The sequence below is a fragment of the Mesorhizobium sp. M1329 genome, from assembly GCF_040318035.1.
In the GTDB taxonomy this organism is placed as follows: Bacteria; Pseudomonadota; Alphaproteobacteria; order Rhizobiales; family Rhizobiaceae; genus Mesorhizobium.
Genome location: NZ_JAMYLN010000012.1, coordinates 78819 through 103400 on the forward strand (window position 1 = coordinate 78819; position 24582 = coordinate 103400).

24 protein-coding genes are annotated in these 24582 nt (G+C 63.5%); 11 read left to right on the top strand and 13 right to left on the bottom strand.

All coding sequences use genetic code 11. The annotated features are described in order from the left end of the window. Positions 1 to 23: 23 nt before the first annotated feature. The 10 genes from NKH21_RS14640 to NKH21_RS14685 all read right to left on the bottom strand — a co-directional run bounded on the left by NKH21_RS14640 (position 24) and on the right by NKH21_RS14685 (position 9416). Positions 24 to 788 (bottom strand): ATP-binding cassette domain-containing protein, encoded by a 765-nt coding sequence (locus NKH21_RS14640; RefSeq protein WP_023717343.1) that lies wholly within the window; start codon positions 786 to 788, stop codon positions 24 to 26. Beyond that, a complete protein-coding gene (locus NKH21_RS14645; RefSeq protein WP_352662636.1) occupies positions 785 to 1951 on the bottom strand; it encodes an ROK family transcriptional regulator in 1167 nt (388 codons plus the stop codon). The genes NKH21_RS14640 and NKH21_RS14645 overlap by 4 nt, the downstream gene beginning before the upstream one ends. Before the next feature lie 120 nt (positions 1952 to 2071). Next, positions 2072 to 2827, bottom strand: a complete 756-nt coding sequence (locus tag NKH21_RS14650; RefSeq protein WP_352865733.1) for an ABC transporter permease — start codon at positions 2825 to 2827, stop codon at positions 2072 to 2074. Further along, positions 2824 to 3597, bottom strand: a complete 774-nt coding sequence (locus NKH21_RS14655; RefSeq protein WP_352662630.1) for an ABC transporter ATP-binding protein — start codon at positions 3595 to 3597, stop codon at positions 2824 to 2826. Before NKH21_RS14655 ends, NKH21_RS14650 begins: the two co-directional genes overlap by 4 nt. After that, positions 3597 to 4625 (bottom strand): ABC transporter substrate-binding protein, encoded by a 1029-nt coding sequence (locus NKH21_RS14660; RefSeq protein WP_352865911.1) that lies wholly within the window; start codon positions 4623 to 4625, stop codon positions 3597 to 3599. Before NKH21_RS14660 ends, NKH21_RS14655 begins: the two co-directional genes overlap by 1 nt. Positions 4626 to 4704: 79 nt before the next feature. Then, the gene (locus NKH21_RS14665; protein ID WP_352865735.1) at positions 4705 to 5142 is read right to left on the bottom strand and encodes a VOC family protein; all 438 of its coding nucleotides are present in this window, start codon (positions 5140 to 5142) and stop codon (positions 4705 to 4707) included. A 2-nt stretch (positions 5143 to 5144) separates the two neighbouring features. Beyond that, positions 5145 to 5885, bottom strand: coding sequence for a FadR/GntR family transcriptional regulator (locus NKH21_RS14670; RefSeq protein ID WP_352865737.1), 741 nt, complete (start codon positions 5883 to 5885; stop codon positions 5145 to 5147). Next, complete coding sequence (locus NKH21_RS14675) at positions 5882 to 7318, bottom strand: FAD-binding oxidoreductase (protein WP_352865740.1); 1437 nt, start codon at positions 7316 to 7318, stop codon at positions 5882 to 5884. Before NKH21_RS14675 ends, NKH21_RS14670 begins: the two co-directional genes overlap by 4 nt. A 222-nt stretch (positions 7319 to 7540) precedes the next feature. Further along, complete coding sequence (locus tag NKH21_RS14680; protein ID WP_352865743.1) at positions 7541 to 8833, bottom strand: M23 family metallopeptidase; 1293 nt, start codon at positions 8831 to 8833, stop codon at positions 7541 to 7543. 115 nt (positions 8834 to 8948) lie between these two features. Continuing rightward, complete coding sequence (locus tag NKH21_RS14685; protein ID WP_352566127.1) at positions 8949 to 9416, bottom strand: peroxiredoxin; 468 nt, start codon at positions 9414 to 9416, stop codon at positions 8949 to 8951. A 96-nt stretch (positions 9417 to 9512) separates the two neighbouring features. On the opposite strand from NKH21_RS14685, the gene NKH21_RS14690 reads away from it, so the two are divergent. Continuing rightward, positions 9513 to 12890 (top strand): hypothetical protein, encoded by a 3378-nt coding sequence (locus NKH21_RS14690; protein ID WP_352865746.1) that lies wholly within the window; start codon positions 9513 to 9515, stop codon positions 12888 to 12890. Between the two features lie 77 nt (positions 12891 to 12967). On the opposite strand, the gene tyrS is transcribed toward NKH21_RS14690, so the two are convergent. Beyond that, positions 12968 to 14221, bottom strand: coding sequence for a tyrosine--tRNA ligase (gene tyrS, locus NKH21_RS14695; protein ID WP_352865749.1), 1254 nt, complete (start codon positions 14219 to 14221; stop codon positions 12968 to 12970). Between tyrS and NKH21_RS14700 the strand changes: the two genes are divergently transcribed. The 3 genes from NKH21_RS14700 (at position 14208) to NKH21_RS14710 (ending at position 15564) form a co-directional block, all read left to right on the top strand. Next, a complete protein-coding gene (locus NKH21_RS14700; protein ID WP_352865751.1) occupies positions 14208 to 14432 on the top strand; it encodes a hypothetical protein in 225 nt (74 codons plus the stop codon). The two genes, tyrS and NKH21_RS14700, sit on opposite strands and share 14 nt — an antisense overlap. A 78-nt stretch (positions 14433 to 14510) precedes the next feature. Then, on the top strand, positions 14511 to 15239 hold the full coding sequence (locus tag NKH21_RS14705; RefSeq protein ID WP_352662606.1) for a glycosyltransferase family 2 protein: 729 nt from the start codon (positions 14511 to 14513) through the stop codon (positions 15237 to 15239). Next, positions 15232 to 15564, top strand: a complete 333-nt coding sequence (locus tag NKH21_RS14710; RefSeq protein ID WP_023674681.1) for a lipid-A-disaccharide synthase N-terminal domain-containing protein — start codon at positions 15232 to 15234, stop codon at positions 15562 to 15564. The genes NKH21_RS14705 and NKH21_RS14710 overlap by 8 nt, the downstream gene beginning before the upstream one ends. Positions 15565 to 15605: 41 nt before the next feature. On the opposite strand, the gene NKH21_RS14715 is transcribed toward NKH21_RS14710, so the two are convergent. Continuing rightward, on the bottom strand, positions 15606 to 16274 hold the full coding sequence (locus NKH21_RS14715) for an FMN-binding negative transcriptional regulator (protein WP_352865754.1): 669 nt from the start codon (positions 16272 to 16274) through the stop codon (positions 15606 to 15608). 6 nt (positions 16275 to 16280) lie between these two features. Continuing rightward, positions 16281 to 16955, bottom strand: a complete 675-nt coding sequence (locus NKH21_RS14720; RefSeq protein WP_023674683.1) for an alpha/beta hydrolase — start codon at positions 16953 to 16955, stop codon at positions 16281 to 16283. 237 nt (positions 16956 to 17192) lie between these two features. Here NKH21_RS14720 and NKH21_RS14725 point away from each other — a divergent pair, with 237 nt between their 5' ends. From NKH21_RS14725 to sufA, 7 genes are all read left to right on the top strand, one after another. Continuing rightward, positions 17193 to 18356 (top strand): cysteine desulfurase family protein, encoded by a 1164-nt coding sequence (locus NKH21_RS14725; RefSeq protein WP_352662600.1) that lies wholly within the window; start codon positions 17193 to 17195, stop codon positions 18354 to 18356. Positions 18357 to 18544: 188 nt separating this feature from the next. After that, positions 18545 to 20062, top strand: coding sequence for a Fe-S cluster assembly protein SufB (sufB, locus tag NKH21_RS14730; RefSeq protein WP_352662597.1), 1518 nt, complete (start codon positions 18545 to 18547; stop codon positions 20060 to 20062). Between the two features lie 29 nt (positions 20063 to 20091). Then, positions 20092 to 20847: a Fe-S cluster assembly ATPase SufC gene (sufC, locus tag NKH21_RS14735; RefSeq protein WP_023674687.1), complete on the top strand. Its 756-nt coding sequence runs from the start codon at positions 20092 to 20094 to the stop codon at positions 20845 to 20847. 43 nt (positions 20848 to 20890) lie between these two features. Further along, positions 20891 to 22159 (top strand): Fe-S cluster assembly protein SufD, encoded by a 1269-nt coding sequence (sufD, locus tag NKH21_RS14740; RefSeq protein WP_352662594.1) that lies wholly within the window; start codon positions 20891 to 20893, stop codon positions 22157 to 22159. Between the two features lie 123 nt (positions 22160 to 22282). After that, a complete protein-coding gene (locus NKH21_RS14745) occupies positions 22283 to 23524 on the top strand; it encodes a cysteine desulfurase (protein ID WP_352474718.1) in 1242 nt (413 codons plus the stop codon). Between the two features lie 5 nt (positions 23525 to 23529). Continuing rightward, on the top strand, positions 23530 to 23922 hold the full coding sequence (locus NKH21_RS14750; RefSeq protein ID WP_292663164.1) for an SUF system Fe-S cluster assembly protein: 393 nt from the start codon (positions 23530 to 23532) through the stop codon (positions 23920 to 23922). Between the two features lie 111 nt (positions 23923 to 24033). Beyond that, a complete protein-coding gene (gene sufA, locus NKH21_RS14755; RefSeq protein ID WP_006206001.1) occupies positions 24034 to 24414 on the top strand; it encodes a Fe-S cluster assembly scaffold SufA in 381 nt (126 codons plus the stop codon). Positions 24415 to 24582: the final 168 nt, after the last annotated feature.

Below are 24582 nucleotides of genomic sequence, written 5' to 3' on the forward strand. Positions count from 1 at the left end.
GCGCCGGACCCCTCATTTGTCCCTCAGCTCGCCGGTCCGGCACCGGCGAGCGTCTCTCCGGTGATCATGTTGATCACCGCGTCGGGACTTGTTTTGTTGCGTGCGACATCGCCAGCCACGACGCCCTGCCGGATCACCACGATCCGGTCGGCGACCTGGAAGGCCTGCTGCATGATATGGGTGATGATGACGACACCGATGCCCTGGCTCGCCACCTGACGGATCATGTCGAGGCCGCGCCGCGTCTGCTCGACGCCGAGCGCCGCGAACGGCTCGTCGAGAAGCACCAGCTTGCCGCCGAAATGCACGAACCGGTTGAGCTCGATGGCCTGCCGCTGGCCGCCGGAAAGGTGCTCGACATTGGTGCGAAGCGAGGGAATGCGGGTGCCGGCGCTGGCCAGCGCCTTTTGTACCACCTGCTCCATGGCGCGCTCGTCGAGCACCGGAATGCCGAGAACCTTTCTGGTGATCTCGCGGCCCATGAAGAAATTGGCGACCACGTCGACATTGGTGCAAAGCGACAGGTCCTGGTAGACGGTCTCGATCCCCGCAGCCTTGGCCTCGGCGGGGGATTTGGCGAGGAATTCCTTGCCTTCGAACAGCATGCGGCCGGAGGTCGGCTCGAGGCCGCCGGCAATGATCTTGACCAGCGTCGATTTGCCGGCGCCGTTGTCACCCAGAAGCGCCACCACTTCGCCCTTGCCGATCGAAAAGCTGATGCCTTTCAGCGCTTCGATGGCACCGTAATTCTTGGCAACGTTATCGAGCACCAGCAGCGGTTCGCTCATGCCGCGATCCCCTTGTTGTGCAGGAGATCTCGCCCGCGTTCGCGCTCGGCGGTGAAGATCTGGCCGAAGCGTGGCGAAAGCACTCCTGAGACGGCAAGCGCGGCGGCGCCGCGCAACACCGCATGCTGGCCGCCCCGCGCGACGCTGACGCGGGGCGTCGTGCGGTCGCTTCGCGCCGAGACCGAATTGGGCAGGTGCGCGGCCGCGCCGGCAAGCCTCTCGAGCAGATCTGTGGACGCCAGCCCGCCGAGGATGATGGTTTCGGGGTCGAACAGATTTTCGATGATGGTGACGGCGTTGCGGAAGATCGGCGCGATCTCGCTCACCCAGTCGGCGTCGGCGATGTTGCGGCGCCGCAGCGCCTCGAGCGAGAGATACCGTTCGAGGCAGCCGCGATTGCCGCACGGGCAGGGCTCGCCGCCCGGCACTGCGGGAATGTGGCCGATCTCGCCGGCATTTCCCCAGGCGCCGCGCAATGCGGCCCCGTCATGCACCATGACGCCGCCGAGACCGACGCCGAAATAGAGATAGTAGTACTCGGAATATGCCGTGCCGAGGCCATAAAGGCGCTCGCCGATCGCAGCCGCCGCCATGTCGGTTTCGAAAAAGGCCGGCAGCCCGGTCGAGGCGGCCAGCCGCTCGCGCAGTGCCACATCTTTCCAGCCGGTCATAGTGGTCGGTCCGACAAAGCTCATGGACTCCACGCCGAACGGGCCGGGCAGCGCCATGCCGATGCCGAGAACGCGGCCACCGGGCCGCAATACGGTCAATTCGAGCACCATGGCACCGATCAGCTCGAAAGCGTGGTCGGGCGTTGCATTTGGGGCTTCGCGGTAGGTGCTCTCGATGACATCGCCGCTGAGGTTGATCAGCGCGGCATTGATGCCCAGTGGGGTGACGTGGATGCCGACGGCATAGCCGCCTTCCGGATTGATGCGCAGCGTTGCCGGCGGCAGTCCGCGCCCCTTGGGCTCTTCGCGCAGCGACAGCACGTAACCGTGTTCTTCCAACTCGCGAACGATGGTCGACACCGTCTGCACCGTGAGCCCGACCCGCCTGGCAATGTCGCCACGGGCGATCGGGCCATGAAGGCGGATCGATTCGAGCACGATGCGCCGGTTATACGGCCGCCCGAACTCCTGATTGGTCCCCCGCAGTGCCATGCCTTTGCGCCCTCGAGAGAGGCCAGACTGGCACCGAAGATTTATTCAGTCAAATGGAATTCAAAAATAAATCGACAGCCGCGCTGAGCGAAGCCGGCGGATGGCCGCTCAACTGCACGGTCAGTAGCGGATGGTACGTCGCTCCAGCAGAACCACGATCGCAAACAGCGCGATCGACAGCGAAGACGACAGCACGATCGCCGCATAGAGCCGGTCCGACTGATAGTTGAAGGTCGCCTGGATGATGAGCGCGCCGAGGCCCTTATCCGACCCGATCCACTCGCCGACAATGGCGCCGATCACGGCCGTGGCCGAAGCAATTCTCAGCGAGGAGAACAGCATCGGCAATGCTCTTGGCAGGCGCAGGCTCCAGAAGATCTCCCAGCGCGTAGCCGATAGCACCCGGAACAGTTCGTGCTCGTTGTCGCTGGCCGAGTCCAGCCCGCGGATCATGTTGACCAGCGTCGGGAAGAAGCAGATCACCGCAGCGATCACGATCTTCGGCGTCATGCCGAGCCCGAAGATTAGGATGATAATCGGGGACAGCGCCAGGATGGGAATGGTGTTGAAGAACAGCACGACCGGAAAATAGGCGGCCTGCAGGATGCGGCTGTGCACGAAAACCACCGCCAGCAGCACACCGGCGAGATTGCCGATGACAAATCCCGCCAGTGCCTCGATCAGCGTCGGCCAGAGATTGCTGAGCAGTAAAGCGAGACTCTTCCGGAACACGCCTGATATGGCCGTCGGCGTCGGCACGATATAGGCCGGCACGCCGAGCCATGGCAGCAGGAACTGCCAGGCGAGCAGGATCGAAGCCGCGCCAAGAACGGGCAGGGCGACGGCCAGCGCCGATGGCAAGGGCGCCTGCCTCATGAGGCCTGTTCCAGCGCGCCGCGCAGTTCGGCCATCGCGGCAACGATCGCCGGATCCTCGCGCGAACAGCGGTTGCCCGCCTGCTTGAACGGCCGCATGTCGAGGTCCCTGGCCAGGCGGCCCGGGTTGGCGGCGAGAACGATGACCCGTTCTCCGAGATAGGCCGCTTCGGCGATCGAATGAGTAACGAAAAGAATGGTCGTGCCGGTGCGCCGCCACAACGACAAAAGCTCGTCGTTGAGGCGGTCGCGGGTGATCTCGTCCAGCGCGCCGAAAGGCTCGTCCATCAAAAGCAGCCTAGGTTGCCCGAGCAGCGCCCGGGCGATCGCCACGCGCTGGCGCTGGCCGCCGGACAATTGGTGCGGCAGACGCTCACCGAACCCGGCAAGCCCCATCAGATCAAGCAGCTCGTCGGTTCGATCGTCTATTGTCCGGGTCAGGCGTCCCTGTCCGACATCGAGCGGCAGGCGGACGTTGTCGCGCACGGTGCGCCAGGGCAGCAGGGTCGAGTCCTGGAAGACGAAACCGACATCGCGCCGCGAACGGACAGCATGCGGTGTCTCGCCAAGCACGCTGATCGAGCCGCCGAGCGGATCGAGCAGGTCCGCGACTACCCGGAGCAAGGTCGACTTGCCGCATCCCGAAGGTCCAAGGATCGACAGGAAGGAGCCGGCCTCGACCGACAGGTCGAGACCGGAGAGCACTTTCACCATCGGCTGCCGGCCGCCATAGCCGACATCCAGCCTGCGGGCCTCGATCGCGTTCGCCATCAAGCGGCGGGCGCGTCGAGCTTGGGTCGGTCGGGGGCCGACAATTCGAGTATCTTGGTGGTGTAGACATCGGCTGCCGCGGGCCGGCCGTTCGGGTATTGGCCGACCTTGTCCAGCAGTGCCAGCTGCTCCTCGATCGAGGCGGGATCGAAGGTTCCCCATCCGTCCTTGGCGGTTGCACCGTCGAAGGAAAGTTTCAGCACCAGATTGATCGTCTTCTGCTCCCAACCGAGGTCCATTTCCGGATAGGCCTCGACCATTTTCTTGACGGCTTCCTGCGGATTGGCGTGCACCCAGCCCCAGCCCTTGGCGACGGCGCCGATGAATTTCGCCAGCGTTTCCGCATCCTGTTCGATCGCGGTGTCGGTAGCGAAATAGACGTCGGCATAGGAGTTCAGCCCGAGATCGCGCACCAGAAGATCGATCCTGTCGTCGCCGACGACGCTCAGCGCCTGGGTGTTGGTGATCCATCCGCCAATCGCGTCGACGTCGCCGCGCACCAGCGGCGCCTTGTCGAAGCCGACATTGACGACGGTGACCTCGGACGGATCAATGCCGTTCTTGGCCAGGATCTCGTCGATGACGAAGCGCGCCGTAGGCTGGATGCCGATCTTCTTGCCCTTGAGGTCGGCCACGCCGCGGATCGGCTTGGCAGGCTTCGAGGTGAAGGCATAGGGACCGGTGCGGAAACCGCAGGCGATGATCTTCACCGGCACGCCGCTGGCACGCGCCGCGTAGAGCTGCGGTGTTTCGGAAAACTGGCCGAGTTGTGCGGCGCCCGAAATCACCGGCGGCACCGTCGCCGCATTGGGGCCGCCGGGGCTGAATTCCACCTCGAGGCCCACGTCCTTGAAATAGCCGTTGGCGACGGCCGCGATGTCGCCGATCTGTCCGTTGGACATCAGCCAGTCATACTGGATGACGACCTTTCCGGCAGCCCTGGCGCCGGGCGTCAGCACGAGCTGCATTCCGGCCGAAGCTGCCGCGACGGCGGCGAAGCCGGCTTTCACGAAGCTGCGCCGGTTCATGTCGTAGTCTCTGTTCCCACTCATTTTTCGCTCCTGTTGCGTCTCTTCGTTGCGCGCCGTTCCCGTGGCGCGGCGTCGTCTACGGCTGTTCGTCGTGGTAGTCGCCGGGGCCGCCGTCGAGCCAGGCGTATAGTTCCCAAAGCGTGTCGTCGGGATCGGTGAAATAGGCGCAGCGCGCGTTCCAGACATAATCCTCCGGCGGGCCGTAGAAGGGCACGCCCTTGGCCGCCAGTTCGCCATGGAGCCGGTCGATCTCGCCGGGCGCGTCTAGCCTGACCGCCATGCAGACCTTGTGCGCCTGGCGCGGCGACCTCAACTTCGAGACGCCGGTGTGCCGGTTGATGTGATCGATCTCCCACGCCGCCAGCGTGACGCCCTCGCCATGGAAGTCGGCAAAGCCCTCGGCGCGGCGCCGCAGGCGAAAGCCGAGTTTCTCGACATAGAATTCAACCGTCCGCTCGATGTTTTCGACGAGCAGGCAGACGTCCGAAATCGCATATGCGCCTCCGAGCGGCATGGCTATCTCCCTGTGCTGTGCGCGGCGCGCGATGCCGGCAGCTTGACGCCGACGCGGTCGGCGGCGCCGATGATGTGGGCGCGCATCGCCGCCTCGGCGGCCGTGGGATCGCCCGCGACCAGCGCCTCGTAGATACGCACATGCTCCCCGACATTGATTTCGACCAGGTCGTGCAGCGGATTGGTGAGGCGGGCGTAGTGGATCGAGCGGCGGATCTGCTCGCAAACGAAGGAGATAAAGGTGTGGATGTAATTGTTGCCGGTCGCCCGCGCGATCTCGCGATGGAACAAAAGGTCGGCGTCGATGCTGCCTTCTTCCCAGCGCTCCTCGCCGCTCATCCGGTCTAGCGCCGCCTTGATTGCGTCGAGGTGCTCCTGCCCGCGCCGTTCGGCGGCGAGCGCGGCTGACTCGGCTTCCAGTATGCAACGCAGCTCGAACAGCCGCTCCATATTCCCGGTCGCCTTCAGCGCCTCGCCATCGATCCGGATCGACGCGCGCTGCTCCGGCGCCAGCACGAAGGCGCCGACGCCTTGCCGGGCTTCGATCATGCCATCGGCCCTGAGTTGAGCGATCGCCTCGCGCACCACATTGCGACTGACGCCGAATTTTTCCGAGAGCTGCTGCTCGGTCGGCAGCCGCGTGCCCGGATTGAGCTCGCCGGATTCGATCTCGCGGCTGAGGAATGCGGCGACGCGATGCGGCAGCGCCTCCACCGTGCCGATAGCGGCCAGTCTTTGCTTCATGGAAAGGTCTCCGTCGGTGGCAGCAGGCAGCCGGGGTTCATTGATCCCTGGGGGTCGATCGTTCTCTTGAGCGCCGTGACGAGCCGGCGATGGGCAGGTGTCAGGCCGGCCCAGAAAGTGCGATGACGGGTGCGGCCGATACCGTGCTCGGCGCTGATCGAGCCGCCAAGCGCGCCGACGATCTGGTAGAGTCCGGCGGTGATCTCCGCGCCTTGGGCACGAGCTTCACGCTCGGCGAGCCCAGGCGGTGGCAGGACGTTGAAATGGATATTGCCGTCGCCGGCATGGCCATAGGCCTGCGGCAGCCAGCCGGGATGTTCCAGCGCCACGAATTGGCGGGCCTGATCGATGAGGGCAGGGATGTCCGATATCCTGACCGCAAGGTCGGTGCGCACATGATAGCCGCGTCTTGCCTGGCCCTCGACCAAACCCTCGCGAATGGCCCAGAACGCCCTGGCCTGCGCGATGCTTTCAGCAAGGACGGCGTCGGCAACCAGGCCGCTCTCCATGGCTCCGGCCAGGAAATCGACCAGCATGGAGTGCAGATCGACCGCGGCGCTTGCGGAGAGTTCGATCAGCACGTGGACGGGAGCTTCGACCGGCGAAACCGTGTCGGCATCGATCATGCGGGCGAGGTCGATGCACTCCGAACCGATGATCTCGAAGGCCGAAATCAGATCGGATGATGCCCGGCGAGCCTGCCGGAACAGGGTGATGGCCGCTTCGAACGAGGCGAGACCGAGATAGGCGGTCTCGACCCGGGCCGGTTTCGGGAACAGCTTGAGCTCGACGCCGGTGATGATGCCGAGCGTTCCTTCGCTGCCGATGAAGAGCTGCTTCAGGTCGTAGCCGCGATTGTCCTTGCGCAGGCCGGAAAAGCCGCTCCACAACTCGCCGTCGGGCAGGACGACTTCGAGGCCGAGGATGAGATCGCGCGCCATGCCATAGCGCAGCACGTTGGTGCCGCCGGCATTGCTGGCCGCATTGCCGCCGATCTGGCAGCTTCCCTGCGCGCCGAGCGCCAGCGGAAACAGGCAATCCTGTGCCTCTGCCGCATCCTTGATGTGCTGCAGGATGCAGCCGGCGTCGGCCTGCAGGATGAAATTGTCGGCGTCGACGAGACGGATGCCGTTCAACCGCTCCAGACTGACGACAACCGCGCCACGGCTGTCGATGTCGATCGCGCCCGCCACCAGCCCTGTGTTCCCGCCTTGCGGGATGATTCCGAGCCCGAGCGTACCGCAGAGCCGCACCACGGCCTGGACTTCGCTGACCGAAGCAGGCTTCAGCACCGCAAGGGCTCCGCCGCGATGATCCCCGGACCAGTCCCCAAGATACTTCGCCATGCCGGCAGCGTCGGCAGCCACGCCGCTTCGTCCGACGGCGCCCTCCAGGGCATTCAGAATTTCAGGCGGGATACCATGAACGGTCATTACAAGCCTGTTGGGCTAAGGCATAGGCTTATACATATCATCCTACAACCGCGCTCGAGTCAACGCTGTGAGGCGCAAGCCATCAAAGGCTGGAGCCGAAATGTTTGTTGGGAGAAGAGAGCGAAGGGCGGTCGCCGGAGGATACTTACGCGAGGCTGCCTAGCGTGGCTGCGCCGGCCGATGCCGGTCAATTGCTGGTTCGTCTGGGGAGCAGCCGGGCTCCTAGAGGTACCGCTCGACCTTCTTGCCGACGGTCAAAAACCGCAGCGGGTCGATCGCCTCGCCGTTGTGGCGAACCTCGTAGTGCAGATGCGGGCCGGTCGAGCGGCCGCTATTGCCGGTCTTGCCGATGACGTCTCCGGCATCGAGCTTCTGGCCGACGGCGACGTCGATTTCGCTGAGATGCCCGTAACGCGTCACAAAACCGTTGCCGTGGTCGACCTCGACCATGCGGCCGTAGCCGCCGTTCCAGCCGGCCTTGACGACGACGCCGGCTGCCGTGACCTTGGCAGGCATACCGACCGGCGCCCTGAAATCCATGCCGGAATGCAAGGCGGCCGTGCCGAGGATGGGGTCGGTGCGCACGCCGAACGGGCTGGTGACGCTATGGCCGGGGGCGGGGTTGGCGAGCGGCAGCCGACGCGCTTCCTTTTTAAGGTGATCCAGCGCGTCAAGTGCTTCGTCCAACTCCTTGACCTTGCTATCGAAGACCAACGAGCTGTCGAGCGGTATCAGTGGCCCGCCGACATCGCTCTTTTCGAATTCGCTGTCGACCGGCAAGCCGGCGGCCTCGAGCGCCTGCGAGATTGCGTCGGCGCTCTTGTAGGCATTGTCGGCGAGCGTCGCGATACGCGTGAGCTGCTGGCTCTCGATGGCCTTCAGCGAGTTGTTGATCGAAACGAAGAGCTTGTCTGCCCGGTCGGCCGTGCTTTCGCTCGGCAGCGGATCGGCGCGGGTCGACCACAGCGAGAACGGCCTGGTGTCGTCATCGCCCACAGGAGCGGCAAGCGGGGCGGCAAGGCTGGCGACGGAATAGGCCGTCGGCTGGATGCTGCCGGTCGCGTCGGCATGTTCGTCCGGCTTTGCCGTCGGAACGGGCGGCGTCGCGACCTCGTTTTCGGCTCGTTCGAGGATCGGGCCGAGGCGGCCGTGACGCAGGCTGAGCTGGCTCTGCCGTTCCAGCAGCTCGCTGACCTTGGTTTCCATCAGCTGTTGATCGAGTAGCTGCCGGCTGGTGATGCGGTCGACCTGGCTGCGCAGTGCCGAGATGCGGTCTTCGTAGGCCTGCTGCATGCGCGCCTGCCGCGCCGTCGTGGCGCCGATCAGATCGTCACGCAGCACCAGATAAGAGGTCGCCAGCAGGTAGCCAATGACGATCGCCGCCAGCGCCGAGCCGCAAAATGCCGCAAGCCACGGGCGTATGGTGAAATGCCTTATCTGGTCGCCCCGGGCGATGATCACCGTGTGGGGCTCTTTGCGTCTGCCGAAGACCGCTGACTGACTGGCTACGTTCACGGGACCAAGCTTTCGTTACGACACCAACGACGAGCCTGATTACACATTATTAGGGTTAACAAAGTTTTGTCTTCGCGCAAAACGGGTATCGAATTGCAGCGGCCTGCCGCAGCTCTCAAATTGCGCGAACCGCCTCCAGCACGTCTTCGGCGTGCCCCTTGACGCGGACATTGCGCCAGATCCTGGCGATGCGTCCGTCGCGGCCAATCAGGAACGTCGCCCGCTCGACGCCCATATAGGTGCGGCCGTAGAGCTTCTTTTCCACCCACAAATGGTAAGCCTCGATCACCTTGCGCTCCTCGTCGGCGACAAGGTCGACGCTCAGATCGTATTTCGCCTTGAATTTGTCATGTTTTTTGATGCTGTCCGGCGACAGCCCGATGACGACAGCGCCGGCCTTTTCGAACTCCGGCTTCAACTGCGAAAAGCCGATCGCCTCGTTGGTGCAGCTTGTGGTGTCGTCCTGTGGGTAGAAATAGAGTACGATGGGCTTTCCCAGCAGTGCGGCGAGGCTGAGTGAACCGCCGCCATCGCGCGGAAGATCGAATTGCGGCGCAACATCGCCCACGTCGAGGTCAGCCATACCGATGCCCTTGTTTGAGGTTACGCGCCAGGCTGCATCGATATAATGTCGAGCGGGGATTCGTCCACGATCGAATTCGTTTCAACGGAAGATTGCGTGGATCAGGAGCTACCGCAGCACGAGAAGATCAGGTTCAGGCGTGACGAGATCACCGACCTGGGAACCTTTCCGTCCGCGTGCCGCGTCCCGCCGCTTGGGCAGGCGTCGATCGGTCGCGGCGTTCGTTTGATGGCGCGGCTGTTTGCCGGCCTCTTCGCCCTTGTGCTGCTGGCCGCCGCCGGCGTCTATGCGATCGGCGTGTCCGGCTTCGGCTCGGAGCGGCTTCGCGCGGAAGCCGAAACGGCAATCGAGAAATTGGCCGGCTTCGATGTCGACGTTGCCGTCGGGCCGGCCCGGCTGACGCTTGACGGGTCGAGCTTCATTGCGCTGCAGGTGAGCGACATCAGCCTCAAGACCGCCGACGGAAAACCGATGGCCGATGCCGGCCGGGTCCGCTTCGGCATCCGGCTGATCCCGCTGCTTTCGGGCGAGGTACGGCTGACCAGCGCCCGGATTTCCGACGCGCACATCGTCATGGCGGCGATGCCGTCCGGCGGCGACTGGACGGCCGGGCTGCGCAACCAGGACGGCCTCATCGATCCGGAAAAACTTTCCGCCGCCGTCTTCGCCAATCTCAACCGCGCACTCGATGCGGTGCGCGAGGATTCGATGCGCCAGATCGATCTGCGCAATGTCGAGCTGGCACTGCCCGAGACCGGATCGGTCAAGTCGGTCACCATCGCCGACGCCTCCGTCTCGCAGTCGGGACCGGGAAGCATGGAGTTTTCATCCGACGCCGATGTCGACGGCAGGGCGCTTACCATCGCCGCTTCCGCCACCCGCGATCCGGCGACGCGACGCATCACCACGCTGGACGCCAGTATCCTGGCGGCGGATGCCGACGCTGCGGCAGCAGGTGGCAAATTGGGCGCGATCGCCTTGAAGCTGACGGGGTCGGAAGGAGCCGGCGACAACGGCTCGCGGCTGACCGCTGCCCTGTCGCTGACCGGGTCGGTGCTCGATCTCGGTTCGCGCGGCCTGCTCCCGGCCGACATCGATCTCGATGCGACGCTCGTCGCCGGCTCGAACAAGATCCAGGTCGACAGCTTGCTGGTGAAGACCGGCCGCTCGACCTTCGATTTCGCCGGTTCGATCGGGCCGAAGCCGGTTACCGGCACAGCGGGCGAGGAGCCATCCTATCGTTACGACCTGACCAGCGACGGTTCGACCCTGGCGCCTTCGGATTCGCCGGAGCCGGCGCTCAGCTTCATTGCCCGTATTGCAGGCGTCTACCAGCCGACGAGCCAAAAGCTGGTCGCCGAGCAGATCGGCGTCCGGTCCGGCCCGGGCAGCGAAGTGCTGGGCACGGCTTCGGTTGCATTCGTCGCCAACCAGGCGCCGGGCATATCGGTGGCGCTCAACGTCCACGACATGCCGGTCTCGCACGTCAAGCAATTATGGCCATGGTTTTCGGCGCGCAATGCCAGGCTGTGGGTGCTTAAGAACCTGTTCGGCGGCCGCGTCGTCGATGGCAGCCTGCAGTTCCAGGTCGTACCCGGGCGGCTCGGCAACGGCGTGCCGCTTTCAGCCGATGAAGTGTTCGGCCGGTTCCAGGTCGAAGGATCGCGCTTCGACACGGCCGGCCGCATTCCGCCGATCCGCGATGCCGTCGGCGTCGTCGGCTTCCACGGCAACGACGTCGACGTCGCGCTGTCCTCGGGCAGCGTCTATATGCCGAGCGGCCGCACCGTGGCGGCGAGCAACGGCACGCTCACCGTCAAGGCGGCGAACCATCCGCCGGTGATCGGCGCGCTCGACATCGATGTCGCCGGCGAGGCGCCGGCAATCGCCGAACTGGCATCGTTTGACCCGATCAACGCCATGCGCCATGTCGGCCTGCTGCCGGACGACCTGTCCGGCACGGTGACCGGCCACGTCAAGGCCGATATTCCGCTGCAGTCCGGTGTCGACTCGTCCAAACTGGATTGGCTGGTGGCGCTCGATTACAAGGATCTGTCGCTGGGCAAGCCGTTCGAGGGCCAGACGGTCAGCCATGCCGACGGCTCGATCACGGTCGCGCCCGACCGGGCGGTGATCTCGGCCAAGGCACTGCTCAACGGCATTCCGGCCGAACTCGACCTGATTGAGCCGCTCAGGGATGGCGGCCCGCCGCGCAGCCGCAAAGTGGCGCTGGTGCTCGACGACAAGACGCGCGCCATCGCCATGCCTGGCCTGTCGACGCTGCTTTCCGGAACCATCAAGGTGGCGATCGACAAGAGTGGCACCGGCAACCAGAACGTGTCGGCCGACCTGACCAATGCCAGGCTGGACATTCCCTGGGCTGGCTGGAGCAAGGGGCCCGGCATTCCCGCCAAGGTCGTCTTCGCCATGACGAAGACCGGCGACACCACGACGCTGTCCAATTTCGAACTCGACGGCAAGACCTTCTCCATCGACGGCAGCGCGGTGCTGGTCAACGGAGCCTTGTCCTCGGCCCGGTTCAGCAAGGTCACGTTGAACAGGGGCGACGACGTCGCCGTCTCGGTGAAGCGGTCAGGCAAGGCCTATGCGGTCGAGGTCAGCGGCAGCGCGCTGGACGCACGCTCGCTGATCAAGCAATTCACGTCCGACGTCGATACCGCCACCAAGACCACCGGCGTCGATACGATCTCGGTCAGCGCCGACGTCAGCTCCCTGACCGGCTTCCATGACGAGGTGCTGTCGAATCTGAAGCTCGACTACAGCGCCGCCGGCTCCAGGGTAAACGGGCTCAGGGTGAGCGCCACCGCAAGTTCGGGAGCCGCGATTACTGTCAGCAACACGACCGGCGACGGCCTGCGAACGCTCAACATGAAGTCGGCCGACGCCGGCGCCATACTACGCTTCCTCAACATCTACGAGCATATGGAAGGCGGCTCGATCACGCTGGCGCTCACCGGGGCCGGCGACGGTCCGATGAAAGGCCAGGTCGACGCCAAGAACTTCTTTGTCGTCAACGAGCCGAAGCTCGCCTCGATCGTATCGACGACGCCGGCCGGCGACAGCCGCAGCCTCAACGAGGCGGTCAAAGGCAATCTCGACACGTCGAGGGTGAAGTTCGAGCGCGGTTTCAGCGAGATCGACAAGGGCAGCGGCTATCTCAAGCTGCGCAACGGCGTGCTGCGCGGCTCGCGCATCGGCACCACCTTCCAGGGCACGCTCTACGACCAGAACAACAACATGGACATGACCGGCACGTTCATGCCGGCCTACGGCGTAAACCGCATCTTCGGCGAACTGCCGCTGATCGGCGCGCTGCTCGGCAACGGACGCGACCGCGGCCTGATCGGCGTCACCTACAGACTCAGGGGCAACGCCAACAAGCCAATCCTCGACGTCAATCCGCTATCGGTAATCGCGCCCGGGATATTCCGGTCGATCTTCGAGTATCGCTGAGGCGGGGTAAGGTAGGCGGCGATGGCTCGGAATAAAATCGCTCTGCAGTGATCCTTCGCCGACAGCAACTTTGAGCGTCAAACCGGCCGCACCAGAACGTGCTTCTTCTTGCCGAGCGATAGCTTTGCGACGTTTTCCGGGCCAAGGTCCTGCAGCGTCACCATCCTGCGATCGTCGGAAACCGGCTGGTCGTTGAGGCGCACGGCGCCGCCCTGGATATGCCGCCGTGCCTCGCCGTTCGACCCAGCCAGCCCGGCGGTGACGAACAGCGACAATATGCCGACGCCGGCTTCAAGATCGGCCCTGCCCACCTCGACGGTCGGCAGTGTTTCGGCGAGCGCCCCTTCTTCGAACGTCTTACGCGCCGTTTCGCTGGCCTCCTCCGCCGCCTCGCGGCCATGCAGCATGGCGGTGATTTCGGTGGCGAGGATCTTCTTGGCTTCGTTGATCTCCGAGCCGCCGAGCCGTTCGAGACGTGCGATCTCGGCGAGCGGCAAGGTCGTGTAGAGCTTCAGGAAACGGCCGACATCGGCATCCTCGGTGTTGCGCCAGTATTGCCAGAACTCGTAGGGGCTCAGCATCTCCGCATCGAGCCAGACCGCGCCCGAGGCCGACTTGCCCATCTTGGCGCCGGAGGAGGTGGTGAGCAGCGGCGTCGTCAGCGCATAAAGCTGCGCGCCTTCCATGCGATGGCCGAGATCGATGCCATTGACGATGTTGCCCCACTGGTCGGAGCCGCCCATCTGCAGCCGGCAGCCGAGGCGTTTGTAGAGCTCGACGAAGTCGTAGGCCTGCAGGATCATGTAGTTGAATTCTAGGAACGACAGCGACTGCTCGCGATCCAGCCGGAGCTTGACCGAATCGAAGGCCAGCATTCGGTTGACCGAAAAATGCCGGCCGACATCGCGCAGGAAATTGACGTAGTTGATGTCCATCAGCCAGTCAGCATTGTTGATCATGACGGCGTCGTTCGGGCCGCTGCCGAATTTGAGGTAAGGCGTGAAGTTGCGGCGGATGCCGGCGAGATTGTCCTCGATGTCCCGCGGCGTCAAAAGCTTGCGCGCCTCGTCCTTGAACGACGGATCGCCGATCATCGAGGTGCCGCCGCCCATCAGCGCGATCGGCCGGTGGCCGGTCTGCTGCAGCCAGTAAAGCATCATGATCTGGATCAGCGACCCGGCATGCAGGCTCCTCGCGGTGGCGTCGAAGCCGATATAGGCGCTCACCGTTTCCGTGGCGAAAAGCTGGTCGAGGCCGGCATCGTCCGAGGTCTGGTGGATGAAACCGCGCTCGCTCATGGTGCGCAGGAAATCGGATTTGAAGGCGGACATTTTCTTTCCCGAAAAGCTTCCGGCCGAACGCGGCCCGGCTATGCATGAAGGCGGGCGTTTAGCACTCAAGCGCGATCAGCAAAAGTGGAATCCGGTTTTGCGTCCGATCGCGCTTCGGATGGCTTTGTGCGATCAGCAAAAGTGGAATCCGATTTTCGCGTCGGCGCGGATAGAGTGCGGCCTGCTTGCGTCATTGTTTCGGCTGGCGTAATGAGGCGCCGCGCCAGCGGGGCTCTTCCTCTGGACCGCGCGGCATCGATCGAATGCCATATCCTGTGACAGAGTCGAGATGCCGGAGATATCCATCGTCATTCCTTGCCGGAACGAGGCGGCGAACCTGCCGCTTCTGCTCGACGAGATCGGCATTGCCATGGCCGGGCGCGACTTCGAAGTCATTGTCGTCGACGATGGCTCGACCGACGATACGCCTTCGGTGCTTGCCGCAGAAGCAGCGCTTCGCCGGTTTCCGCTGCGCCATCTCAGGCATGAAAAATCCGCCGGACAGTCGCTTTCGGTGCGTTCAGGCGCCTGGGCGGCGCGCGGCGATATCGTCGCCACCATCGACGGCGACGGTCAGAACGACCCCGGTTATATCCCAGTGTTGATCGACGCGCTGCGGCAGGCTGGTCCCGAAGTCGGGGCCGCGCAGGGACAGCGTCTGAAGCGCCGCGACAGCAAGATCAAGCAACTGGCGTCGCGTTTCGCTAACGGGCTGAGAAAAGCCATCCTGCACGACGAGACGCGGGATACCGGTTGCGGCCTCAAGGCGATCCACACCGACATCTTGCGGAAATTGCCGTTCTTCGACGGCACCCACCGCTTTGTTCCGGCGCTGGTCATCCAGGAGGGCTACCGCGTCGTCCATTGCGACGTCGTCGACCGCTCCCGCCGTCACGGCAAATCGAATTACGGCATCTTCGATCGCGGCCTTCAGGGCGTGCTCGATCTTGCCGGCGTCTGGTGGCTGCGCCGCAGGCGCCGCAGAATGCCCAAAGTAGAGGAAATCAAGCATGGGTAACGTGCTTCAGGAATTGGCGACCTGGCTTCACGATGTTTTCGTCAAGCAATTCGATGCCTGGGTTCTGCTCGGCTTCGTCGCCCAGTTCTTCTTCACCATGCGCTTTCTGGTGCAGTGGGTGGCGTCGGAAAAGGCCAAGCGCAGCGTCGTGCCGATCGCCTTCTGGTTCTTTTCGCTGTTCGGCGGTGGCCTGCTGCTGATCTACGCCATCCAGCGTCAGGATCCGGTGTTCATCGCCGGCCAGGCCATGGGCCTGTTGATCTATATCCGCAATCTCTGGCTGATCGCCAACGAGCGAAAGGCGGCGATGACCAAGGTCGATTGAGCCCACGACCGGCCTGAAACCGGTCGAGCAAGCAATCCAGATTACTTGCCGTCCAGCCCGCCGTAGGACCTTACCAGCCGGACCATGTCGGCCGAATCGGCAGTCTCGCTCTCGAGCCCCTCGGCGACACCGACGCGGTCGGCGGCCGGGCGGTTCTGGCTGACTTTCCATTTGCCGCTGATTTCGGTGATTTCGATTTCCAGGCCGACGATCCCCTTGATCTGCGACTGGATGAAGGGCGCCGGCGCGTCGGTTACCGCCCATGGCGCCGAGCGGTTGCCCTCCTGCGACATCGTCAGATCGGAAATCTGCTCGGCCAGCCAATCCTGGTCTTCGATCACCGTGACGATGCCGCGCACCTGGACGATGGCGTAGTTCCAGGTCGGTACCACTTTGCCGGTTTCACGCTTGGTCTCATACCAGGACGGCGTCACATAGGCGTCGGCGCCCTGGAAGACGACCAGCACCGGCGCCAGGGGATTGTCGGCCAAAAGCCGCCATTGCGGATTGGCTTTCGCCAGATGTGTGCGCAGCCTGCCATTCGGCGGCACATCCGCGTTGAGCAGGGAGGGCGCGTCTAGAAGAAAGGGAATTGCGTTGGCGACCGGCCCCTCGGTGCCGTTCGACACCAGCAGGCCAAGCGGATGCGCCCGGATCAGCCCGTGCAGGACGTCCGGCCGTGTTTCCTGAAAGTGAGGTGGTTGGTACATCGCCGATTATCTCAGCCGCTTCGGCCGTGGGTCGGACAGTTCCCCGGCCAGCCGGCGATCGAGATAGTCCGCGCATTCCTCGATCAGAAGCTCCGCATGGTTGGCAAAGAAATGGTTGGCGCCGGGCAAGGTCTTCTGGGTGATGGTAATGCCCTTTTGCGTGTGCAGCTTGTCGACCAGGCCCTGCACGTCCTTGGGCGGCGCGACCTTGTCGGCATCGCCATGGATGATCAGGCCGGACGACGGGCATGGCGCCAGGAACGAGAAATCATAGGTATTGGGCTGCGGCGCGACCGAGATAAAGCCCTCGATCTCGGGCCGGCGCATGAGAAGCTGCATGCCGATCCACGAGCCGAACGAATAGCCGGCAACCCAGCAACTCTTGGAATCCGGATGCAGCGACTGCACCCAGTCGAGCGCCGCGGCGGCGTCGGACAACTCACCGGTGCCGTGGTCGAACTCGCCCTGGCTGCGGCCGATGCCGCGGAAATTGAAGCGCAGCGTGGTGAAATTGCGCTTCTGGAACATGTAGAAGAGGTCGTAGACGATCTTGTTGTTCATCGTCCCGCCGAACTGGGGGTGCGGGTGCAGGACGATGGCAATCGGCGCGCTCTTTTCCTTCGAGGGCTGATAGCGACCCTCCAGGCGGCCGGCCGGACCGGTGAAAATGACCTCAGGCATGAAATACTCCACTTGGCATAAATTGCGCGGCGCCCGGAACAACTTTCCCTAGGCCTTGACGCAGGGCGAGCGTCTTTCTAGAAGCTAGTTTAGAATTGTTCAAAACTGGGCGGCCAAAAGCTGTGGCTCGGCCACCCACGCCGCAAGCCGCGTAAATAGGACGTCTTGCCTTGCAATTTCAAGGAAATAACGCGCTATCTTCGCGGAACGGCTTTTGAAGGGACCAGTTGGACGGAAATGGCCGGAGCACGCGCCTATCTCGACTACAACGCCAGCGTGACGCTGCTTGCCTCGGCGCGCGCGGCGGTGGTCGCTGCGCTCGACATCGCCGCCAACCCGTCCTCGGTCCATGCCGAGGGCCGCGCTGCGCGGCGGCTGATCGAAGACGCCAGGCGCGACGTGGCGCGACTGGTCAGCGCCAAAGCCGAGCATGTCGTATTCACCTCTGGCGCGACGGAAGCGGCCTCGACGCTGCTGACGCCGGACTGGCAGATGGGGCGCGGCGCCGTCCGCATGAGCCGGCTTTACGTGTCCGAGGCTGACCATCCCTGCCTGCTCAATGGCGGGCGCTTCCCCGCGGGGCAGGTAACGCGGATCGGCGTCGATGCCGACGGCATCGCCAAGCTCGACACCTTGGCGTCAGCACTTAGTGCGCATGACAAGGCCGACGGTTTGCCGCTAGTCGCGATCCACGCCGCCAACAACGAGACCGGCGTGATCCAGCCGATTGGCCGCGTTGCCGAAATCGTCAAGGCGGCGGGTGGCATCCTGGTTGTCGATGCGGTGCAGGCGGCCGGCCGCATTCCGCTCGATATGTCAGCGGGTTACGCAGACTATTTGATTCTCTCCTCGCACAAGATCGGCGGCCCCAAGGGCGTCGGCGCCATTGTCGCGGCGTCGGACTTGATGATGCCGAAACCGCTGGTCAGCGGCGGCGGCCAGGAGAAAGGCCATCGCGGCGGCACTGAAAACCTGGCGGCGATTGCTGGGTTTGGCGCGGCGGCGCGCGAGGCGCTTGCCGGGTTGCAAACGATCGATGCGGTGCGGCAGCGCCGCGACGAAGTCGAGGCGATGGTGAAAACGCAGGTGCCAGACGCCGAAATCTTCGGGACCGGCGCTCCGAGGCTTGCCAACACCATGTTCTTCGCTATTCCCGGCATCAAGGCCGAGACGGCGCAGATCGCTTTCGACCTGGCCGGCGTGGCGCTGTCGGCCGGATCGGCCTGTTCGTCGGGCAAAGTCGGGCCGAGTCACGTGCTGAAAGCCATGGGTTACGGCGACGGCCTTGGCGCGCTGCGCGTGTCCATCGGCCACGCGACCAGCGCTGAAGACATCGAGCTGTTTCGTTCGGCGCTGGCGACGATCGTCGCGCGGCGGGCAAACAGGGAAAAGGCCGCCTGAGCGCGGCAACGGAATATTTGGGCCCTTGTGGCCTGGTAGAGCCGTGCGTTCGCATTTGGCCGGGTGAATTTCCGGCATGAACGCACTATATGAAACTTACGCTGCCTCGGGTGTCCAAGGGTGCTCGTTTGCGGTGCCATAGTTTGAAAACTGCCGGGCCTTGACCCCGGCGTGGATGGAGAACGCTGATGCCTGCTGTGCAGGAGACGATCGATCGAGTCCGAAAGATCGATGTCGACCAGTATAAATACGGATTCCAGACCGAAATCGCGATGGACAAGGCCCCCAAGGGCCTGAGCGAAGACATTATCCGCTTCATTTCGGCGAAGAAGGACGAGCCGTCCTGGATGCTTGAATGGCGCCTGGAAGCCTATCGCCGCTGGCTGACGCTGGACGAGCCGAAATGGGCGCGCGTCCACTATCCCAAAATCGATTTCCAGGATCTCTATTATTACGCCGCGCCCAAGAGCACGCCCGGACCGACTTCGCTCAGCGAGGTCGATCCCGAACTGCTGAAGGTCTATGAGAAGCTCGGCATTCCGCTCCGGGAGCAGGAAATCCTCGCTGGCGTGCAGAAGACCGATGCGTCGGAGTTCGAGGAAGCCAGCGACAACGTCTACAAGTCGGGCCGCGTCGCCGTCGACGCGGTGTTCGATTCGGTCTCCGTCGTCACCACCTTCAAGAAGGAACTGGCGCAGGCCGGCGTTATCTTCTGCTCGATCTCGGAAGCCATCCGCGAGCATCCGGAACTGGTGAAGAAATATCTCGGCTCGGTCGTGCCGACCTCCGACAATTTCTACGCGACGCTGAATTCGGCCGTGTTCACCGACGGTTCCTTCGTCTTCGTGCCCAAGGGCGTGCGCTGCCCGATGGAACTGTCGACCTATTTCCGCATGAACGAGAAGAACACCGGCCAGTTCGAGCGCACGCTGATCATCGCCGAGGAGGGGGCTTACGTCTCCTATCTCGAAGGCTGCACGGCGCCGCAACGCGACGAGAACCAGCTTCATGCCGCGGTGGTCGAGCTGATCGCGCTCGACGATGCCGAGATCAAATATTCGACGGTGCAGAACTGGTATCCCGGCGATGCCGAGGGCAAGGGCGGCATCTATAATTTCGTCACCAAGCGCGGCGACTGCCGTGGCCATCGTTCGAAGATTTCGTGGACGCAGGTCGAGACCGGCTCGGCTATCACCTGGAAATATCCGAGCTGCATCCTGCGCGGCGACGATTCCAGCGGCGAGTTCTATTCGATCGCCGTCTCGAACGGCTACCAGCAGGTCGACAGCGGCACCAAGATGATCCATCTCGGCAAGAACACGTCGAGCCGCATCATCTCCAAGGGCATTGCCGCCGGCTTCTCGCAAAACACCTATCGCGGCCAGGTATCGGCGCACCGCAAGGCGACCAACGCCCGCAACTTCACCAATTGCGATTCCCTGCTGATCGGCGACCAATGCGGCGCACACACCGTGCCCTACATGGAAGCCAAGAATTCGACGGCGCAGTTCGAGCACGAAGCCACCACCTCGAAGATTTCCGAGGACCAGAAATTCTACGTCATGCAGCGCGGCATCCCGGAAGAAGAGGCGATCGCGCTGATCGTCAACGGCTTTGTCAAGGACGTCATCCAGCAACTGCCGATGGAGTTCGCGGTCGAGGCGCAGAAGCTGATCGGGATTAGCCTTGAGGGCTCGGTCGGCTGACCGGACAAGAATTTTCAGGAAAGAAAAAAATGCTTGAAATCAGAAACCTCCATGCCCGTATCGTCGATGACGGCACCGAGATCATTCGCGGCCTGAACCTGACGGTCAGGGCCGGCGAGGTTGCCGCCATCATGGGTCCGAACGGCTCGGGGAAATCGACCTTGTCCTACATCCTTGCCGGCCGCGAGGACTATGAGGTCACCGAAGGCGACATCCTCTACAACGGCCAGTCGATCCTCGAAATGGATCCGGCCGAGCGCGCTACCGCGGGCATCTTCCTCGCCTTCCAGTATCCTATGGAGATACCGGGCGTGGCGACCATGGAATTCCTGAAAGTTGCGATGAACGAGCAGCGCAAGGCGCGCGGCCAGGAACCGCTAAAAATCCCGGAATTCCTCAAGCGCGTGAAGGAAGCGGCGGCCTCGCTCAACATGGACATGGCGATGCTGAAGCGGCCGCTCAATGTCGGCTTTTCCGGCGGCGAGAAGAAGCGCGCGGAGATCCTGCAGATGAAGCTGCTGGAGCCGAAGCTGTGTGTCCTCGACGAGACCGATTCCGGGCTCGACATCGACGCGTTGAAGATCGTCGCGGACGGCGTCAACACGCTGCGCTCGCCGGACCGGGCCATCGTCGTCATCACCCACTACCAGCGCCTGCTCCAATACATCGTGCCGGATACGGTGCACGTGCTCTACAGGGGCCAGGTGATCAAGTCGGGCGACAAGTCGCTGGCGCTCGACCTCGAGGCCAATGGCTATGCCGGCGTGATCGGGCAAGCCGCGTGAGATGCCAGCAGGCCCGGAAGGCAAGCCAAACAAGGCGATACTGATGAATATGCACACGACACCCCAGCGAACATTGGCCGAAACGGCGCTGATCGACGCCTTTGGCGAGCGGCTGTCGCTGCTGCCCGGCGACGGCGCGGTGATGCTGAAGCGCGACGACGCCATTGAGGCGATCAAGAGCGGCCTGCCGACGCGGCGCATCGAATCCTGGCATTATACGGACCTGCGCCGGCTGCTGACCTCGGTGCCGGACTTCGATCCGGCAGCGGTCGCGAAAGCCATTGCGCCGATCGTCGAAGGCTCCAGCGTTTTGCCGGTGCTGAACGGCGTTTCGAGTACGAAACTGCCCGATATCGAAGGCGTTGTCGTGCAGCGCCTGTCGGAGAAGCTGACCGACGGCAGCGCAGCACCTGGGTTGGATTCCTATGGCAGCGACGACGCCATAGGCGCGCTGAACACTGCCTTTGTTGCCGACGGCTATTTCGTCGACATCGCTGACGGTACCCAACTGGAAAAGCCGCTCGAACTGCAGAATTTGCAGGCCGGTGGCCAGACGCATGTACGCCTGACCATCCGTGTCGGTGCCGGCGCCAATGCTGTCATCGTCGAACGCCAGGCAGGCGAGGGGGCGGCGCTGGTCAGTTCGGTCAGCCAGCTTGTGCTTGGCGAGGGCGCCGAGGTGACATGGCTGGTCGTGCAGGAGCAGCCGGATACGGCAACGCATCTCGCCCAGTTCAAGGCGCATCTCGGCAAGAATTCGAAACTGACGCTGTTCGTGATGAATGCCGGCGGCAAGCTGGTCCGCCAGGAGGTCGTTGTGAAGACGACCGGCGAGGGCGCCGAATTCACGCTGCGCGGCATCAATCTGCTCGCCGGCGACACCCATACCGACGTCACCATGGTGCTCGACCATGCCGTGCCGCATACTGCGTCGACCGAAGTCATCCGCAACGTGGTGACCGGCAAGGCGCGCGGCGTCTTCCAGGGCCGCATCAACGTCCACCAATATGCGCAGAAGACCAACGCCAAGATGGCCTGCAACACGCTGCTTCTGTCGGATGACGGCGAGTTCTCGACCAAGCCGGAGCTTGAAATCTTCGCCGACGACGTTGTCTGCGGCCATGGCGCGACCGTCACCGAGATCGACCACAGCCATCTGTTCTACCTGATGGCGCGCGGCATCGACGAGAAGACCGCACGCGGCTTGCTGGTCAAGGCCTTCGTCGCCGAAGTGATCGAGGAACTGGACGACGAGGCCATCGTCGAGGCGCTGGAAGCACGTCTCGACAACTGGTTCGTGGCGCATGGGTGAGTGGCTCAAGACTCCGGCGTCATCCTCGGGCTTGTCCCGAGGATCTGCCGCGTGGACGAGGAACTGGCAAAATCCGAGGGCTAGTAGATCCTCGGGACAAGCCCGAGGATGACGGTCGAGACGATGGACCAGAAAGTCGAAAACATCCCCTACGACGTCGAGGCGATCCGCCGCGACTTCCCGATCCTGTCGCGGCAGGTCTACGGCAAACCGCTGGTCTATCTCGACAATGGCGCCTCGGCGCAGAAGCCGCAGGCCGTGCTCGACGCTATCCAGCACGCCTATTCCCAGGAATATGCCAACGTCCATCGCGGCCTGCATTTCCTGTCGAATGCGGCGACCGACGCCTATGAGAACGCGCGCAAGATAGTGCAGAGGTTTCTGAACGCACCGAGCACCGACAACATCGTCTTCACCTCGAACACCACGGCGGCGATCAACACGGTCGCCTACGGCTTCGGCATGCCCAATATCGGCGAAGGCGACGAGATCGTGCTTTCGATCATGGAGCACCACTCCAACATCGTGCCGTGGCATTTCATCCGTGAGCGGCAGGGCGCCAAGCTGGTATGGGTGCCGGTCGATGATCTCGGCGTCTTCCACATCGAGGAATTCGAAAAGCGGCTGACAGACCGGACAAAGCTGGTTGCCATCACCCATATGTCGAATGCGCTGGGCACGGTGACGCCGATCAAGGAGATCGTGCGCATCGCGCACGCCCGCGGCATTCCGGTGCTGGTCGACGGCAGCCAGAGCGCCGTGCATATGCCGATCGACGTGCAGGATCTCGACTGCGATTTCTTCGTCTTCACCGGCCACAAGGTCTACGGCCCGTCGGGCATCGGCGTGCTCTACGGCAAGAAGGACATTCTGGAGCGCATGCGCCCGTTCATGGGCGGCGGCGAAATGATCGAGGAGGTGACGCAAGACATCGTCACCTACAACGACCCGCCGCACCGTTTCGAGGCCGGCACGCCGCCGATCGTCCAGGCGATCGGGCTTGGTGCTGCGCTGGAATACATGGAAAAGATCGGCCGCGAGCGCATCGCCGCGCATGAGGCCGATCTGAAGGATTATGCACATCAAAAATTGCGCGCCATCAATTCACTGCGCATCTTCGGCGATGCGCCCGGCAAGGGCGCCATCATCTCGTTCGAGCTGCAGGGCATCCACGCCCATGACGTGTCGATGGTCATCGACAGGCAGGGCGTGGCGGTCCGCGCCGGCACGCATTGCGCCCAGCCGCTGTTGAAACGCTTCGGCGTAACATCCACATGCAGGGCATCGTTCGGCATGTACAATACCAGGGCCGAAGTCGATGCTTTGGCCGATGCGCTGGAAAAGGCGCGAAAGTTCTTCGGGTGACGATCATGGATGATGCCAGCCACACCGCCGAGACCGCTTCGGAAACGACGACCAATGCGGCGGTTTCCGGATCGACGATTCCCGCCGACGAACTGGCCCGGCTGACCGACGACATCGTCTCGGCGCTGAAGACGGTCTATGACCCCGAAATCCCGGCCGACATCTACGAACTCGGCCTCGTCTACAAGATCGACATCGAGGACGACCGCTCGGTCAAGATCGACATGACGTTGACCGCGCCGGGCTGCCCGGTGGCCGGCGAAATGCCGGGCTGGGTGGAGAATGCCGTCGGTGCCGTCGAAGGCGTCTCCGGCGTCGAGGTCAACATGACCTTCGATCCCCCCTGGTCGCCCGACCGTATGTCGGAAGAGGCGCAGGTGGCGGTTGGGTGGTACTAGCATCCGACCAGCCAGAGGCTGACGCACTTGCGCCGGGTACAAAACTTCACCATTTTAGGTGAGGAATCATTCGGCAGGCCTTGAACCTGCGCGCAATGGAGAAGGAAAAAGATGGGACGCTTCGCCGTCATCACGATGACCGAAAAGGCCGCCGACCGGGTGCGCGAGATAGTCGCGACCCGTGAGAATGCGCACGGCATTCGCCTTGGCATCAAGAAGGGCGGCTGCGCCGGCATGGAATATACGGTCGATCTGGTGACCGAACCCAACACCAAAGACGATCATATCGAGCGCGACGGCGCCCACGTCTATGTCGCGCCGGAGGCAGCGCTTTTCCTGTTCGGCACCGAGATGGACTTCGAGCAGACGACGCTGCGCACCGGCTTCACCTTCCGCAACCCGAACCAGAGTTCGGCCTGCGGCTGCGGCGAATCGGTCGAGCTGAAGCCGGCTGATCTGAAGGCACTGGCCGAAGCACGCGCTTCGGCTTGATTTTCCTTCGCCGTTCCCGGCGGCAATCGCATACGGAGAGCCCCCTCATCCGGCCCTTCGGGCCACCTTCTCCGCGATGGGGAGAAGAGGCTGGCGCCAGCGCTGGCGACTTCCTCTCCCCTCGGGGAGAGGTCTGATTGCCCCGAATTGCCCTTCGCAATTCGGTTG

Bases quoted from the DNA above. Each gene is read 5' to 3' on its own strand.
- NKH21_RS14640 (WP_023717343.1), bottom strand. From the start codon at position 788: ATGAGCGAACCGCTGCTGGTGCTCGATAACGTTGCCAAGAATTACGGT.
- NKH21_RS14645 (WP_352662636.1), bottom strand. From the start codon at position 1,951: ATGGCACTGCGGGGGACCAATCAGGAGTTCGGGCGGCCGTATAACCGG.
- NKH21_RS14650 (WP_352865733.1), bottom strand. From the start codon at position 2,827: ATGAGGCAGGCGCCCTTGCCATCGGCGCTGGCCGTCGCCCTGCCCGTT.
- NKH21_RS14655 (WP_352662630.1), bottom strand. From the start codon at position 3,597: ATGGCGAACGCGATCGAGGCCCGCAGGCTGGATGTCGGCTATGGCGGC.
- NKH21_RS14660 (WP_352865911.1), bottom strand. From the start codon at position 4,625: ATGAACCGGCGCAGCTTCGTGAAAGCCGGCTTCGCCGCCGTCGCGGCA.
- NKH21_RS14665 (WP_352865735.1), bottom strand. From the start codon at position 5,142: ATGCCGCTCGGAGGCGCATATGCGATTTCGGACGTCTGCCTGCTCGTC.
- NKH21_RS14670 (WP_352865737.1), bottom strand. From the start codon at position 5,885: ATGAAGCAAAGACTGGCCGCTATCGGCACGGTGGAGGCGCTGCCGCAT.
- NKH21_RS14675 (WP_352865740.1), bottom strand. From the start codon at position 7,318: ATGACCGTTCATGGTATCCCGCCTGAAATTCTGAATGCCCTGGAGGGC.
- NKH21_RS14685 (WP_352566127.1), bottom strand. From the start codon at position 9,416: ATGGCTGACCTCGACGTGGGCGATGTTGCGCCGCAATTCGATCTTCCG.
- tyrS (WP_352865749.1), bottom strand. From the start codon at position 14,221: ATGTCCGCCTTCAAATCCGATTTCCTGCGCACCATGAGCGAGCGCGGT.
- NKH21_RS14705 (WP_352662606.1), top strand. From the start codon at position 14,511: ATGCCGGAGATATCCATCGTCATTCCTTGCCGGAACGAGGCGGCGAAC.
- NKH21_RS14710 (WP_023674681.1), top strand. From the start codon at position 15,232: ATGGGTAACGTGCTTCAGGAATTGGCGACCTGGCTTCACGATGTTTTC.
- NKH21_RS14715 (WP_352865754.1), bottom strand. From the start codon at position 16,274: ATGTACCAACCACCTCACTTTCAGGAAACACGGCCGGACGTCCTGCAC.
- NKH21_RS14720 (WP_023674683.1), bottom strand. From the start codon at position 16,955: ATGCCTGAGGTCATTTTCACCGGTCCGGCCGGCCGCCTGGAGGGTCGC.
- NKH21_RS14725 (WP_352662600.1), top strand. From the start codon at position 17,193: ATGGCCGGAGCACGCGCCTATCTCGACTACAACGCCAGCGTGACGCTG.
- sufB (WP_352662597.1), top strand. From the start codon at position 18,545: ATGCCTGCTGTGCAGGAGACGATCGATCGAGTCCGAAAGATCGATGTC.
- sufC (WP_023674687.1), top strand. From the start codon at position 20,092: ATGCTTGAAATCAGAAACCTCCATGCCCGTATCGTCGATGACGGCACC.
- sufD (WP_352662594.1), top strand. From the start codon at position 20,891: ATGAATATGCACACGACACCCCAGCGAACATTGGCCGAAACGGCGCTG.
- NKH21_RS14745 (WP_352474718.1), top strand. From the start codon at position 22,283: ATGGACCAGAAAGTCGAAAACATCCCCTACGACGTCGAGGCGATCCGC.
- NKH21_RS14750 (WP_292663164.1), top strand. From the start codon at position 23,530: ATGGATGATGCCAGCCACACCGCCGAGACCGCTTCGGAAACGACGACC.
- sufA (WP_006206001.1), top strand. From the start codon at position 24,034: ATGGGACGCTTCGCCGTCATCACGATGACCGAAAAGGCCGCCGACCGG.